The organism is Paenibacillus sp. BT-177, from assembly GCF_025846815.2.
Classification (GTDB): Bacteria; Bacillota; Bacilli; order Paenibacillales; family Paenibacillaceae; genus Paenibacillus; species Paenibacillus polymyxa_C.
The window spans coordinates 275706-290309 of the sequence record NZ_JAOYTP010000004.1; the positions used below are offsets into that span (position 1 = coordinate 275706).

12 protein-coding genes and 2 pseudogenes are annotated in these 14604 nt (G+C 46.2%); 1 reads left to right on the forward strand and 13 read right to left on the reverse strand.

The features are described from left to right. Positions 1 to 11: 11 nt before the first annotated feature. The 5 genes from topA to OIU26_RS14840 form a co-directional block, all read right to left on the reverse strand. Entirely contained in the window at positions 12 to 2114 is a 2103-nt protein-coding gene (topA, locus tag OIU26_RS14820) for a type I DNA topoisomerase (protein WP_025677610.1), read from the reverse strand. Between the two features lie 214 nt (positions 2115 to 2328). After that, positions 2329 to 3447 carry a DNA-processing protein DprA gene (dprA, locus tag OIU26_RS14825; RefSeq protein ID WP_137078335.1) on the reverse strand — a complete coding sequence of 373 codons (1119 nt, stop codon included), beginning with the start codon at positions 3445 to 3447 and terminating at the stop codon, positions 2329 to 2331. Between the two features lie 229 nt (positions 3448 to 3676). Next, positions 3677 to 4606: a succinate--CoA ligase subunit alpha gene (gene sucD / locus OIU26_RS14830; RefSeq protein ID WP_013370665.1), complete on the reverse strand. Its 930-nt coding sequence runs from the start codon at positions 4604 to 4606 to the stop codon at positions 3677 to 3679. 49 nt (positions 4607 to 4655) lie between these two features. After that, the gene (gene sucC, locus OIU26_RS14835; protein ID WP_264217251.1) at positions 4656 to 5816 is read right to left on the reverse strand and encodes an ADP-forming succinate--CoA ligase subunit beta; all 1161 of its coding nucleotides are present in this window, start codon (positions 5814 to 5816) and stop codon (positions 4656 to 4658) included. A 338-nt stretch (positions 5817 to 6154) separates the two neighbouring features. After that, entirely contained in the window at positions 6155 to 6625 is a 471-nt protein-coding gene (locus OIU26_RS14840; RefSeq protein ID WP_013370663.1) for a MarR family winged helix-turn-helix transcriptional regulator, read from the reverse strand. A gap of 147 nt (positions 6626 to 6772) precedes the next feature. Here OIU26_RS14840 and OIU26_RS14845 point away from each other — a divergent pair, with 147 nt between their 5' ends. After that, entirely contained in the window at positions 6773 to 7201 is a 429-nt protein-coding gene (locus tag OIU26_RS14845) for an organic hydroperoxide resistance protein (RefSeq protein ID WP_013370662.1), read from the forward strand. A 279-nt stretch (positions 7202 to 7480) separates the two neighbouring features. Here OIU26_RS14845 and OIU26_RS14850 read toward each other — a convergent pair whose 3' ends face one another. The 8 genes and pseudogenes from OIU26_RS14850 to OIU26_RS14885 form a co-directional block, all read right to left on the reverse strand. Beyond that, a complete protein-coding gene (locus OIU26_RS14850; RefSeq protein WP_436449149.1) occupies positions 7481 to 9100 on the reverse strand; it encodes a YifB family Mg chelatase-like AAA ATPase in 1620 nt (539 codons plus the stop codon). Between the two features lie 220 nt (positions 9101 to 9320). After that, positions 9321 to 9496, reverse strand: a pseudogene (locus OIU26_RS14855) (EscU/YscU/HrcU family type III secretion system export apparatus switch protein); the annotation flags it as partial. Then, on the reverse strand, positions 9474 to 9587 hold the full coding sequence (locus OIU26_RS14860; RefSeq protein ID WP_436449156.1) for an ATP-binding protein: 114 nt from the start codon (positions 9585 to 9587) through the stop codon (positions 9474 to 9476). The gene OIU26_RS14860 and the pseudogene OIU26_RS14855, both read right to left, overlap by 23 nt. 1045 nt (positions 9588 to 10632) lie before the next feature. Then, positions 10633 to 10845, reverse strand: a pseudogene (locus OIU26_RS14865) (ATP-binding protein); the annotation flags it as partial. A 211-nt stretch (positions 10846 to 11056) separates the two neighbouring features. Beyond that, entirely contained in the window at positions 11057 to 11608 is a 552-nt protein-coding gene (locus OIU26_RS14870) for a nitroreductase family protein (RefSeq protein WP_264217253.1), read from the reverse strand. Between the two features lie 155 nt (positions 11609 to 11763). Beyond that, positions 11764 to 12147, reverse strand: coding sequence for a YraN family protein (locus OIU26_RS14875; RefSeq protein ID WP_264217398.1), 384 nt, complete (start codon positions 12145 to 12147; stop codon positions 11764 to 11766). Further along, entirely contained in the window at positions 12147 to 12446 is a 300-nt protein-coding gene (locus OIU26_RS14880; RefSeq protein ID WP_264217254.1) for an EscU/YscU/HrcU family type III secretion system export apparatus switch protein, read from the reverse strand. The genes OIU26_RS14875 and OIU26_RS14880 overlap by 1 nt, the downstream gene beginning before the upstream one ends. Continuing rightward, complete coding sequence (locus OIU26_RS14885) at positions 12443 to 14569, reverse strand: DNA ligase (RefSeq protein WP_264217255.1); 2127 nt, start codon at positions 14567 to 14569, stop codon at positions 12443 to 12445. The genes OIU26_RS14880 and OIU26_RS14885 overlap by 4 nt, the downstream gene beginning before the upstream one ends. Between the last annotated feature and the right edge of the window lie 35 nt (positions 14570 to 14604).

Here is a 14604-nt window from a genome sequence, read left to right on the forward strand (position 1 = left end):
TATCTTTGTTCTTAAGAAGTCTCTACACTCTCATCGCTCTCTTCCAGCATTTCGCTGTGATCGCAGACGGTACAGTTGAGCTTCGTTCCCTGTTTAGTACGTTTTTCGACCATTAGGCCACTGCAACTTGGACAAGGCTTAATGGACGGTTTATCCCAGGATACAAAATCACATTCTGGGTAACGGTCACATCCGTAAAAGACACGTCCTTTTTTACTTCGTCGTTCGACGACATGTCCCTCACCGCATGTAGGACAATTCATCCCGATATCCTTGACAATTGGCTTGGTGTTACGGCAATCCGGGAAAGCAGAGCAGGCCAGAAATTTACCAAAGCGGCCCAACTTATACACCATGGGGCTACCACACTTGTCACAGATGACGTCGGATACTTCATCCTTAATTTCAATTTCTTTCATTTCTTCTTCAGCCACTTCCAGACGCTTCTCGAATGACTCGTAAAAGTCACTCAATACCTTGACCCAATCACCTTCGCCTTCTTCGACGTGGTCAAGATCACCTTCCATATTGGCTGTAAATTCTACATTCAGAATCTCTGGAAAAAATTCTTCCATCTGCTCGATGACCAACTCTCCCAGCTCGGTAGGGAAGAATTTCTTCTCCTCAATAGCGACGTAACCGCGCTTCTGAATGGTTTCCAGCGTCGGTGCATACGTACTCGGGCGTCCTATACCCAATTCCTCCAGCGTCTTCACCAGTCGTGCTTCCGTATAGCGAGGAGGCGGTTGTGTAAAATGCTGCTTTGGTTCAACCGATTCCTTTTTCAGCTTATCGCCGGGTTGAAGTGGCGGCAACAGCTTATCTTCTTCGGTTTTGCCGTCGTCATTCCCCTCCACATACACTTTCATGAAGCCTGGAAAGCGAACCTTTGAACCGGCTGCCCGGAATATCGCCTCGCCTGCTTCAATATCAACGGACAAAGTATCCATAATAGCGGAAGCCATCTGACTCGCCATAAAACGTTCCCATATCAGTTTGTACAATCGGAACTGATCTCTACTCATAAAAGGCTTAACAGTTTCCGGATCACGCAAGGCGGAGGTTGGACGAATCGCTTCATGCGCATCCTGAGCATTAGCCGACTTTTTTGAATACTGACGAGGACTTTCAGGCACAAAATCTTCGCCATATTTTTGAATGATGACCTCTTTCGCTTCCTCTTGAGCCGAAGTGGCGATCCGTGTGGAATCCGTACGCATATACGTAATCAGACCCACAGTCCCTTCTTTTCCTAAATCCACACCCTCATACAGCTGCTGCGCTACAGACATCGTTTTAGATGCCCGGAAGTTGAGCTTTCGAGCCGCCTCTTGCTGCAAGGAACTTGTTGTGAATGGAGGAGACGGATTGCGTAAACGCTCCTTCTCTTTCACATCGCGCACCTTGTAAGACGATTTTCCGATAGCTTCTAACACTTCTTGTACATCCGCTTCGCTAGAGAGCTCTTTCTTTTCGCCGTGTAGCTTATGGAATTTCGCTTCAAAAGTGCTGTCTTTAATAGCTAGTTTAGCTGTGATCGTCCAGTATTCTTCCGGTACAAACTCATTAATCTCGTTTTCCCGGTCCAGAATAATTTTCACTGCAACCGACTGCACACGCCCAGCAGACAGACCCTTCTTTACCTTTTTCCAGAGCAATGGACTTATTTTATAGCCGACAAGCCGATCCAATATCCGTCGTGCCTGCTGCGCATTGACCAAATCCATGTTGATCTTGCGGGGGGTTTTAAAAGCATCTTTGACAGCCTGCTTCGTTATTTCATTAAACACCACACGACAATCCGCCGTATCGTCCAGTTCCAGCGCATGCGCCAGATGCCAAGCAATAGCCTCGCCTTCGCGATCCGGGTCAGCCGCCAGATATACTTTTTTTACTTTTTTTCGGGCATCCTTTAACTCTTTTAGTATTGAGCCTTTACCTCGAATGGTAATATATTTGGGATTAAAATCATTTTCAACCTCTACACCGATCTGGCTCTTAGGTAAATCCCTGATATGACCCATGGAAGCCTTGACGATATATTTGCTGCCTAAGTATTTGCCGATCGTCTTCGCCTTGGAAGGCGATTCCACGATGACGAGTGAATCCGCCATAGGCTCTTCCTCCTCTCAATTACACACATGAATATGATAGACTTCCTGAAATGTGGTGAGCTATAGTTCGTTAATACGAGCTATAAATTCAACACATTTCAGGAAGTGGGGAAGGAGTAGGAATCCGCGATGCGAATAACGCTAATTTCCCTCCACCTATGTTTAAAATTGAATTTTACGCATTTACTAACTAAGGATTTGACAAAAACAACGACTAAATAAGCTTGTATTTTGTGCCCGCTAGCTGAGCGATCCTTTTTTTTATGATTAACGATAACAGAACTGCGTGTAAAAGTCCAAAATCCCATGCCGTAGCATCAAGCAGTTCATCCAGTGTCATGGTTCCTTGTTCCAGCAGCAGCACTACGCGCTTTTCCTCAGAAGTCTCACTTTCTGATGCTTTGGAAACTTTCTTAAGATTAAGACTCTGTTCTCTATTGTATGAAGAAACCTGCCTTGTACGCAAATCTGCTTCATACTCCTCAATAATATCCGAAGCTTCAGTGACCGTTTTGGCTCCTTGCTTAATCAAGTTCAGCGTGCCTTTACTCTTCGGTGACGTAATGGGTCCAGGAACAGCAAACACATCTCGATTTGCCTCCAGCGCAGCATCCGCTGTAATCAAGGAACCGCTTCTAGCGTCTGCTTCTACAACGAGCGTCCCCTTCGTTAACCCGGCAATAATGCGATTACGTTGTGGAAACATCCCGGGATGAGACCTTGTACCTGGAGGATACTCCGATACGATTAGACCTTTACTAGCCATCTCTGCAAACAAAGAGGCATTTTGGGGAGGATAAATTTGGTCAATTGCTGTTCCAAGTACACCAATCGTGTTGCCTCCCTGGCGCAGGGCTGTTTCGTGACAAATACTGTCAATCCCTCTCGCCAATCCACTAACCACTGTAATCCCTGCATTACATAATTCCTCTGTTAGTATCTCCGCTGCTCTACGACCATACGCAGTAGGAACGCGAGTTCCTACCATGGCTACAGAACATGTGTGCAAAAGTGATTTATCCCCTTTTGTATACATCACCCAAGGAGGGTCAACTGTTTCCTTCATTAATAAGGGGTAATCTTCGTCCACATAAGTTACCGTACCAATATCACTGGATTGAATTCGCTGATATCGTTCATGCACCCATTCTTCATCGTAACACTGTGCCGCAATGCGTGCCTGTGTGGGACTTAAGCCTATCTCAATCCACTTTTGTTCGCTAAAATGCAGTAGCTCATGCAATCGATAATCACTCGACCAAATACGCTGAATAGTTCTTCTTCCGATTCCCTCTAACTCATGTAGACCTAATAAAAGCCATCTTTCTTCCAAACTGTGGTTCCCCCATTCATGGAAGAGTGAACCCTTCCTTATTTTGTGGCACAACGGATCATTTTGCAAGCGTTTCCCTGATAAGCCTGTATCAACGCAAAAAAAAAGCAACCTTTTCATCCCCTGTTTCAGAAGATAAAAAGGTTGCTTACCTTTCTTTCATTATACACTAGCCAGCAGCAAATTTCGATGTTGATTTACAGCCTGTATATTAATGAAGAAACACGATTTAATGTGTTGTACACAAGTTCAAAATACCACGTGCTTCCAACACACTTACCAGTGTCGAGCCCATTTCGGAAGGAGTCGGTGCCACCTTGATCCCGCAGGCTTCAAGCGTTGCAATCTTCTCTTTTGCCGTTCCTTTTCCGCCAGAAATAATGGCGCCTGCATGCCCCATCCGTTTGCCTGGAGGCGCAGTCACACCACCGATAAAACCAACGACTGGCTTCGTCATATTATCCCTGATCCACTCGGCAGCCTCTTCCTCAGCTGTACCACCGATTTCTCCGATCATAATGACAGCGTGAGTGTTGGGGTCCTCATTGAAGCGATGTAAAATATCGATGAATTCCGAACCTTTAACCGGGTCACCGCCAATACCAACCGCTGAAGATTGACCTATACCTCGAGTGGTTAACTGATGCACTGCCTCATAGGTCAAAGTACCACTACGTGACACAACGCCTACATGACCAGGCAGATGAATGTAACCTGGCATGATACCAATCTTACACTCTCCTGGCGTAATAACGCCCGGACAGTTAGGGCCAATCAGAACGGTTTTTTTACCTTCCATAAAACGTTTGACCTTGATCATATCAAGTACCGGAATCCCCTCTGTGATACAAATCACGAGGTCCAGTTCCGCATCCACAGCCTCCAAAATGGAATCCGCTGCGAAAGCCGGCGGCACGTAAATGACGCTAGCAGTTGCGCCCGTAGCTTCCTTGGCTTCGCTTACTGTGTTAAACACTGGCAGTTTGACCTGTTGTCCGTTTTCCAGTGTAATTTCTACCTCGGTGCCTCCCTTACCTGGAGAGGTGCCACCTACCATCTGTGTACCGTAATCAAGTGCACCTTTGGCATGGAACAACGCCGTTTTTCCCGTAATCCCCTGTGTAATCACCTTTGTATGCTTATCGACCAAAATACTCACGATCTTCACATCCCCTATCGTTTATTCGGCATATCGGAATGCAAACAGGCTATTGAACAAGTTCAACGATTTTTTGGGCACCATCGGCCATGGAATCGGCTGCCACAATATTCAAACCGGATTCCGCTAAAATCTGTTTGCCGAGCTCAACATTTGTCCCTTCAAGACGGACAACAAGCGGACGAGTCAGCCCCAACTGTCTGGCAGCCTCCACGACGCCGTTCGCAATGATGTCGCACTGCATAATCCCGCCGAAAATGTTGACGAAAATACCTTCTACCTTCGGATCGGACAAAATGATTTTGAACGCTTCGGTTACTTTTTCCGTCGTTGCACCGCCACCAACGTCTAGGAAATTGGCCGGATCACCACCGTAATATTTGATAATATCCATCGTGGCCATTGCCAACCCCGCACCATTGACCATACAGCCAATATTTCCGTCCAGAGCGATATAGCTTAGATCATATTTAGATGCCTCAATTTCCTTCTCATCTTCTTCATCCAAATCACGTAATTCCAAAATATCCTTGTGACGGAACAACGCATTAGAATCGAAATTCAATTTGGCATCCAGCGCCAGTACATTCCCATCACCCGTAACGACTAGGGGATTAATTTCTGCAATCGAACAGTCCTTGTCCACAAAAGCTTCGTAAAGCGCCAGCATAAACTTGACCGCTTTATTCACCAGTTCATTGGGAATATTAATCTCATACGCCAGCTTACGAGCTTGATGCACCTGAAGCCCAATTGCTGGATCAACAACTGCTTTAAAAATCTTCTCCGGAGTAGCCGCAGCCACCTCTTCGATTTCCGTACCGCCTTCTTCGGAGGCCATCAATACGATGCGTCCAGTCGCGCGATCCACGACAACGCCTACGTAATATTCTTTGCGAATATCACAGCCTTCCTCAATCAAAAGACGTTTGACCTCTTTACCTTCAAGTCCGGTCTGATGTGTCACTAGCACCTTACCCAAAATTTCAGAAGCAATAGTCCGCACCTCATCCAAGCCTTTGGCAACTTTTACGCCACCCGCTTTACCGCGTCCACCAGCATGAATTTGTGCTTTTACGACCGTAACAGCGCTTCCAAGCGATTCTGCCGCAGCAACGGCTTCTTCCACCGTGTAGGCAACCTTGCCGTTCGGTACAGCCACTCCGTACTGCTTTAATACTTCTTTACCCTGATATTCATGGATATTCATTCTGGAATCCTCCTATCAACATGACTGCAACAAGGGCGGTTCACAAGGAAATCTATACTAAACCTACATCATTGTAACATGTTTTTAAAACGCTTTCCTTATAATTCAACCTCATGAATTACAGTATTTTGATATCATTATCATTCCCAAAATCGAATGTTTGGATATTATTGGATTTTGCTTTTTAATACAAATTCACACAAAAAAGCACCTCCACAAAATGGGATTACCTAATCCGCATGAGAGGCACTTTATTTCATTAGACTTTAAATAGCATTTTTTCTTTCAGTTAAGAAAAACTCATGTCGTAAATTCACAAGAGCAACCGAAAGTACCTGTTATGATTTTTCAATCTGTACATTCGCTTGATGAACACGATCGAGCAGATCATTAAACTGAAGCAGAAGCGACCCAAATTGATCATGAGTCATACTTGTTTTTTCCTGTATGCATCCTGGTACAGACAGGGCTTTATCCCGCAACGCTCTACCCTCTGTCGTCAAAGAAATCAGCACCTTACGCTCATCTTGAGTGGAACGCTTTCGATCGATCAGCCCGGCATTCTGCAACCTCTTTAATAGTGGAGTTAGTGTGCCGGAATCCAAATATAACGCCTCACCCAATTCCTTCACTGTACACTCTTCACGCTCCCAGAGCACGATAAGTACCAAATATTGCGAGTACGTTACACCAAGCTTTTCTAGATAAGGCTGGTACAGCTTTGTAATCTCTCTGGAGCATGCATATATGGCAAAGCATAACTGATTATCAAGTTTCAACGCCGCGTGTTCATTAGAATTGTTTTCCATGCTGTCTAGTCACCTACTTTCGTCATTATTTTAGCATATTATATAGCAAAGTACATTCTAATTGCATAAAATACTTTACAAATAATAATTATTTTGATAAATTAAATTGTGTAAAATACAAATTTAGCGAGAGGCAGTGATTGGATTATGATGACCATTCAACAAAAAATGTATGAAACAACAGTAAAAGCAGTTGGTGGACGTAACGGTTATATCGAGTCTTCTTCCCCTGAACTTCGTTTAGATATTGATACTCCAAAAGAAATGGGTGGCGCCGGCGGTACAGGTACGAATCCAGAGCAGCTATTCGCAGCAGGCTATTCTGCTTGCTTTGACAGTGCTTTAAATATGGTCGCTCGCATGCAACGTGTTAAACATGAAGGTACCGAAGTCACAGCTACGGTCCATTTTGGCAAAGTCGAAGACGGCGGCTTCGGAATCGGAGTAAACCTCGACGTTCTGGTCAAAGGCGTTGATCATGAAACTGCGGTAAAACTGGTGGAAGGCGCACATGAACAATGTCCATACTCCCGCGCTACCCGCGGTAATATTGAAGTGAAGCTGAACGTTTTGTAACATAGAGTTAGAATGAATTTCACAACAAGCCCCTTAACCGTATTGGTCGAGGGGCTTGTTGTTTTTCCATCAAGTAACATGGGAGATGATGCATAATCGTATATACGAAATTGATATACTCATAGTATAATCACTATTGTCATAATCTTTTTTGCTTCTCCAGGTCTTTTTGCCTGGAGCTTTTTTTGTCCTTATTTCCGTTTTCTCTCGTATACATACCCTTTGGAAAAACTTTTTCATAAAAATGATCGTACTGTATCTGCTAATTTTATCGCCTTTTTATATTTCGGGAAAATTGGAATTTGCTCTATCCATCTGGCGGTATTGAATAGCTTCAGCCACATGTGAAGTCGTAATTTTCTCTGACTCCTGTAAGTCTGCAATGGTGCGGGACAGCTTGAGAATTCGATCATACGCACGCATGCTTAAACCAAGTGCATCCATCGTCTGGTCAAGCAACTCCGCTGCATTTTGTTCTAAAACCGCATATTTACGCAGCATCTGACCGGACAGCTCACTATTCCATGAAAAAGGAAGCTTGCTGTATCTGTGGATTTGTATTGCTCGAGCAGCCAACACCTGCTTTCTCATATCAGCAGACGACAGTGATTCTTTTTCCTCCCGCCAATCCTTCGGTTGTGATACCTCAAGCTGAAGATCAATTCGATCCAGCAATGGACCGGAAATACGTGAGCGGTATCGAGCTACTGCTGCAGGTGAACAGGTACAGCGCTGATGTTCCGTGTTATTGCCGAAAAAGCCACAGTGACACGGATTCAAAGAAGCTGCAAGTAAAAAATGCGCCGGATACTTAAACACTGCACGTGAACGACTGATTGTAACATGGTGGTCTTCCAGAGGCTGCCGCAGCACTTCTAGCACATGACGGCTAAACTCAGGCAGCTCATCGAGAAATAAAATCCCTCGGTGTGCAAGACTGATTTCTCCTGGTTTGGGTATGCCTCCTCCGCCCACCAATCCAGCAGCAGAGATCGTATGATGAGGCGCACGGAAGGGACGAACATGCATGAGATGGGTCGATGAGTCCTTCCATTTTCCTGCTGCGCTGTATACCTTGGTCACTTCTAGCGACTCCTTTTCAGTCAAAGGCGGCAGGATCGAGGGCAACCTGCGGATGAGCATCGTTTTTCCAGCACCCGGCGGTCCCATAAGAAGAATATTATGCATTCCTGCTGCAGCGATAACTAACGCACGTTTGGCGTGTAGCTGACCCAATACATCGCTGTAATCCTCCATATTACTGATTAGCGCTTCTTGCTCACACAACGGTATATGCTCTGCTCGGGGTAAATGGTCATAGGAATGGATTATGACTTGTTCACTGGCAGTACAATTTTGATTGGTCACTTGGCCGTCCGGGGTACCTTGTGCATGATCATTAACCGGGATAAGATCCACCAGATGGCGTATAGCGTAAATACGTATATCCGCAATTAGACGAGCCTCGCTTGCGTTTTCTTGAGGAAGCAGCACGGAATCGAATCCTTCTCGCTTGGCCAGATCAACCATAGACAACACCCCATTTACAGGACGAATGCTGCCATCCAGTGCCAACTCGCCAATAAACAGCGTTCGTTCCCCTACTGGTAAGACAACCTGTCCACTGGTTGTCAGCAAGCCTAAAGCGATAGCAAGATCGAAAGATGAGCCTTCCTTACGCAAATCTGCAGGAGCTAAGTTAATCGTGACACGCTGGGACGGATATTTGAAACCGCAGTTTTTGATTGCTGCTCTCACACGCTCTACTGCCTCTCGAATCGCTGAATCCGGCAATCCGATAATCGCGGTCTGAGGCAAGCCATTGGACAAATCAGTCTCAACTTCGATCAGAACGCCATCTATCCCATATAGACAAGCTCCATGTAATTTTCCATACATATCAAAAAAGCACCTCTCCTCATATTGAAATGTCCCTCATGGGAATCATTGCCTATATGAAAAAAGGTGCTTCCAAATTTTCATTTATTGCATATATAATATTCTAAATTTAGCTCTCAACCCTAATTTCAAATCCTCAACTAAGCTTATCTGACGACAGATTATTTGTCAATTAAGGTTAGCTTATCGACTGCTGGAGTACGTGGTCTTGATTCCGGGGCTCGCCCAAATCAAGTTTGGACAGCACTTCAACTAGCGCAGCATCCTCCTGAACAGGAACACCATGTTCTTTGGCTTTTTCTAAAATGCTATCCGCAATGGGCCGCTCCCCTCGGCAACGACGATCGGCGCTTCGCTCTCACCAGGCGTATATTTAAGGGTGACCGCCTTCTTCATGGAAGGAGAAGAAGGTTCCAAGGGCTCTCCTGCGGATGAGCATCGTTTTTCCAACACCCGGCGGTCCCATAAGAAGGATATTATGATACATTGTCACGCATTGAAAAACCAAGTAATATCAAGAATTTGGCGATACTAAACAGTTTTCCTTTCTGTGGGAGATCGCTTTTTTCTTTTAGGCTCTATTAAACACATTTGTGATTTTCTTATAATTTCATAAATACTATCAATTTAAAATTTATCAGGAACGATGTATTGTCGAGTTTACTTTCCACGATGATGTAACTCTAAAAAGAAGACAAGTAAGCTGTCTCCCTTTGGGTCGGCGCGAAGAGAAGAAACCGAAGGCTAGGTAAGTCTGATGAGAAATTGAAGGAACAAAAAAAATCCTGAGATGTCAGGACTTTTTTTGATCTGAGCGCTGCCCGAATTCGACATTTTATTTCCGCGTAGTGGCGGGAGTTTTCAGTTTTCACCCGTGAGAAGTGCGTTCAGCAGGTCTGAACGATTAGAAAACCACGACTGAAAGTCGTATATTGAGGGGACTACCCCAGCCAGTATTCCCACGTACAATTACTATACCGTCGTCATGCGGAACGACGTTATGGATCGTCATGGTAGCAGCTCCTTGAAACGGCTTAACTTGACCGCCAAAAATACCAATTTCCGTGATCGAGACAAGTACCCTACTTGAGGAATTAACAAACCCAGCCAGGTTCAAGCGACTTTGGAACAAATTCGGACCTACATTGTTGAGACTAAAAATGAATGCGGTACCTGCTTTAGTTCTTAGGCGACGCGTAGGTTTCAGAATTTTTCTAGAAGAATTTACTTTTCCCATTCGAATCAACTTCCCTTCTTTTTTGATAATATAGAATATGCTAGTTTTTATAGAATCGAAACAGACAAACGGATTGGAAAAAGTGACTATCTTTATCACTAGGCAATAAAAAAAGCCCCGCGATGTCAGGGCTATGGTCTAAAACTTGATTGAAGTGAGCGAACGAAAAACGACAGAGAGCTGCTCGGATTGCCACGCTACAAATGAAGATCAAGGAACTCCGTGAGAACGAATAGAATTACCGAGAGCTGCACGATTAGAGAAGATCCGCTGACCGTAATTTGACGCTTTTATGGATCAGCAGAATATTATGCATTCTTGCTGCAGCGATAACTAACGCACGTTTGGCGTGTAGCTGACCCAATACATCGCTGTAATACTCCATTATTACTGATCAGCGCTTCTTGCTCACGCAACGGTATATGCTCTGCTTGGGGTAATGGTCATAGGAATGGATTATGACTTGTTCATTGGCAGTACAATTTTGATTGGTCGCTTGGCCGTCCGGTCAGAACGCCATCTATCCATATAGACAAGCTCCATGTAATTTTCCATACATATCAAAAAAGCACCTCTCCTCATATTGAAATGTCCCTCTCGGGAATCATTGCCTATATGAAAAAAGGTGCTTCCAAATCTTCATTTATTGCAAATATAATGTTCTAAATTAGCTCTCAACCCTAATTTCAAATACTCAACTAAGCTTATCTGACGACAGATTATTTGTCAATTAAGGTTAGCTTATCGGCTACTGGAGTACGTGGTCTTGATTCCGGGATAACTTCAGGATAGCCTGCATATATCATTCCAATTACCTTCTCACCTGGTTGAATTCCCAAGCAATCACGGAATTTAGGCGAATACAGAAATGGTTTTGTCACCCAAAACGTTCCGATCCCTTTGCTCCATGCAGCAAGCATAAAGTTTTGAACAAGCGCACTGACTGCTGCAAAATCCTCATCCCAAACCGCTTGACGCGGATCTTCTTCCATCACCACTAAAAGCTGAATCGGGTTATGCAGAATTCCACTCTCAAACTTGTTGTCTTTACCAATATCGGCTGCAATGGCTTTTGCAAGATTTTTCCGTCCCTCACCAGCAAACAACAGAAAACGCCACGGCTCACGCATTTTATGATTAGGAGCCCATACAGCGACGTTCAGCAGTTCTTTAATCGTATCTACCGGGATAGAGTCAGGTTTAAATCGTTTAATCGTCCGGCGTTCCTGAATTACATCTATGACATGTTCACTAAAGGTATGCTTTGTCACGTAAATCCTCCTTCACAGGTACAACGACTAGATATTCATTGTAGAATGAAAATGATAACTATTCTCAATAAAATATACCTACAGCTTTCCTTTCTGTCAACCTGTACATATGAATTCAGCCCTGTGCTCCAACATCCAAAGAAGTTCTTACTTTTTTAAAAGGCATCTATAAAGTGGTCCGTAACAACAGCCGTTTCAGCAGATAATCGTACAGAAATCATATCAAAACGGATTGGAGATTCTCCCATTCCGTTCATATGCAAGTATACTGCGGCTGTTTGGCGAACCTGGGTTATTTTACGCGGAGTAACTGATTCAGCTGGTGTTCCATATTTGGAGCTACTTCGGCTACGTACTTCTATAAACACGAGTATGTGCTCCTGCTTGGCAATCAGATCTATTTCCCCGCTGCGGCATCGCCAATTGCGCTCTAGGATACGATAACCCATGTTTTCTAAAAACAAAGCTGCAGCCTCTTCGCCCATCGCTCCTTTGGCTTTCCGTTGATCCTTGCCTCTCGTCTTCATGTCATACCCCATCACCAGCCATCTCTTGGAGCAAGCCGATCCATTTGATATATATAGGTTAGCACCTCTGCTACCAACTGATAGAGTTCAGCAGGGATTTGCTCGTCCAAATCAAGTTTGGACAGCACTTCAACCAGCGCAGCATCCTCCTGAACAGGAACACCATGTTCTTTGGCTTTTTCCAAAATGCTATCCGCAATGCGGCCGCTCCCCTTGGCAACGACGATCGGCGCTTCGCTCTCACTAGGTGTATATTTAAGGGCGACCGCCTTCTTCATGGAAGGAGAAGGAGATTCCAAGGGCTCTTTCATATTTTAAGATCGACTCCTTTGTACGGCTGAGGCACATAGCTTTGTACCTCTGAAGAGGCGGGGCTGCTCTGTTCAGTCCTTGTAGGCATAGGCTCGGTACGCAGTGTTAGAAGTTGGTAGCCTAGCGACTCCAGCGCGGTACGAATGGACTCACGCCCACTCGTTAATAGCGAAGCCGCCCATTCCTGATCATTATGAAGCTTAAGACTTACAATCCGATCTACAACCTGCATATCCACCAGCGTCGGACCAAGCCCCTTCATGTCCAAATCAAACCAAAGTCGACAGTTGGAGGCATCCAGCTCTCCGCGTTTGCCACGGCGGGACTGAATCTGGATTGTAGCTGTTTCGCGACCGTCCGGTCCAATAAACGGTATAAACATGTGCACTTGTGCAAAAGGCGCCGTTCGGTCTGTATTTAGCAGCAGCTGCTGGCCTGTCAGGTGCTGTACAACCTGCTGAGCCGCCTCTTTCAAAGCGGGCGGCAGGTCGTCGCTGCTCATTAGCTGGAGTAGCGCCCCTTTAACGGTGTCTGTGGCCGCTGTCATGGAGTTGTCTGTCGTAGCCGCTAAACCCGGCAGCGTCTGCGACACTCCCCCGGGCGGCTCCGTACGTGCCGCCGCCTCTTGCGCGAGCTGCGCAGTCGAGCGGTGTACCTGCTGCTCGTGCTCTGCACCGAGCAGCTTCAGCACACGGCCTACCCACGGATCCTCCGTGGGGCTGAGCTGCATGCTGGGCGCCGCAGACTGTGAAGCAGCGGCATCCGCAGTCCGCGAAGCGCCAGCCGCTGGCTGCGCTACCTCTGCTGAGGACTGATCTGGTGCAACCGTGCTCAGTTCGGGTGGCACTGCTGCACGCAGCTCTTGCAGCAGGAGGCGCAGCCGCTGAAGCGGCGCCTCTGGTACAGCAGCGTTGCCCGCCGCGGAGGGCGGCGCAGAGCCAGCGGCTTGCTGTGCGGAAGGACGGTCTGCCATGACTGCGTTTAAGGCAGACTTCGTCCCCGTAGGCTCTGCCGTGGCCCGAGTTGGAGCACCATCGGCATCCTTAAGCTGCGTACCTGCCGTAGTAGCTTGCTGTTGTTGCTCCGCTTTGACGCGGGAGCCGTTTAATGCATCAGCAGCGCCCGATTCAGGCGCATTGGCACCAGCATCCAATACCACTGTCGCTCCTCGCCCGCTAACTGCTTGCGGTTTTTCTGAAGCAGTCCCGTTGGATGCAAATGCAGTAGATCCCGCCGAAGTATCCGAATCTGTAGCCAAAACACTCGCTTCGCTTACTGTAGCAGCGAGATTGGCTGCCTGAGTCCCTTTTAACAATTCCTTGCCGCCTGTGACTTGTTGTCCTGTTTCTGCCTGTTTTGTAGCAGCAGAGGCAGAAGCATCCTTGGACAATGTTAAAGCTTGGCCTTCCTGTCCATCTGCAATCACCACAGAAGAAGTGCCTGTTGGACTAACTGACGTTCGGTCAGTGCTTTTTATTGCGGTTGCTTCCCCTAATGACCGGTCAGTAGGCGTTCCCTGTCCTTGCTGCTTTAACACCGCTTCAAGTTCTTGCTCCAACGATGACAACAAATCATTTAAAGGAGGCCCAAACATCGTTTGACGCAATCCATTTATGCTTTCGGCCGTTAATGGAAGTCCCCGCTGAAAGGCAACTGCCGCTGCCTGCACAAACGTTCCCAATTGTACATTGCCGCTTTGCTTCGACAAGGCTTCTTGCAAAGAAGCCGCATTTTCCGATGTCAACGGCACACCATTCTTTTGCATTGCCTGTATAAGCTCCCTGTTTTGAGCTGTATCCGGCAGTCCCACCGATTTCAATACGTCTGTCAGCGCTACGGTTTGCTGTGGTATATTGGCAGCATCATTCAGAGGCTTAAGCACAGTCATTCCGCTGGAAGAAGCCGGTTGTACCTGAAACGTTGCAGTCTGTCCAGGTTGAAGAGGGGTCTCCAGCTTTGCCCTGACTTGAGAACCCTGTATTTGCAATACAGCCTCGTCACCGTCCTCAGACACCTTTAATACGACTCCTCTTACGATCTGGCCTGGCTGCATATCAAGTTTTTTTGCCTCTCCCGCCTTCACATCTCCAAGTAATCCCCGGAATACAGATCCGATGTTCATACCGCCCCTCCTCTCACTCTGCCCCTATTCAAAAG

What these genes read in the sequence shown, in the direction of transcription:
- topA (WP_025677610.1), bottom strand. Translation starts at nt 2,114, where the DNA reads ATGGCGGATTCACTCGTCATCGTGGAATCGCCTTCCAAGGCGAAGACG.
- sucC (WP_264217251.1), bottom strand. Translation starts at nt 5,816, where the DNA reads ATGAATATCCATGAATATCAGGGTAAAGAAGTATTAAAGCAGTACGGA.
- OIU26_RS14840 (WP_013370663.1), bottom strand. Translation starts at nt 6,625, where the DNA reads ATGGAAAACAATTCTAATGAACACGCGGCGTTGAAACTTGATAATCAG.
- OIU26_RS14845 (WP_013370662.1), top strand. Translation starts at nt 6,773, where the DNA reads ATGATGACCATTCAACAAAAAATGTATGAAACAACAGTAAAAGCAGTT.
- OIU26_RS14850 (WP_436449149.1), bottom strand. Translation starts at nt 9,100, where the DNA reads ATGTATGGAAAATTACATGGAGCTTGTCTATATGGGATAGATGGCGTT.
- OIU26_RS14860 (WP_436449156.1), bottom strand. Translation starts at nt 9,587, where the DNA reads ATGTATCATAATATCCTTCTTATGGGACCGCCGGGTGTTGGAAAAACG.
- OIU26_RS14875 (WP_264217398.1), bottom strand. Translation starts at nt 12,147, where the DNA reads ATGGGGTATGACATGAAGACGAGAGGCAAGGATCAACGGAAAGCCAAA.
- OIU26_RS14880 (WP_264217254.1), bottom strand. Translation starts at nt 12,446, where the DNA reads ATGAAAGAGCCCTTGGAATCTCCTTCTCCTTCCATGAAGAAGGCGGTC.
- OIU26_RS14885 (WP_264217255.1), bottom strand. Translation starts at nt 14,569, where the DNA reads ATGAACATCGGATCTGTATTCCGGGGATTACTTGGAGATGTGAAGGCG.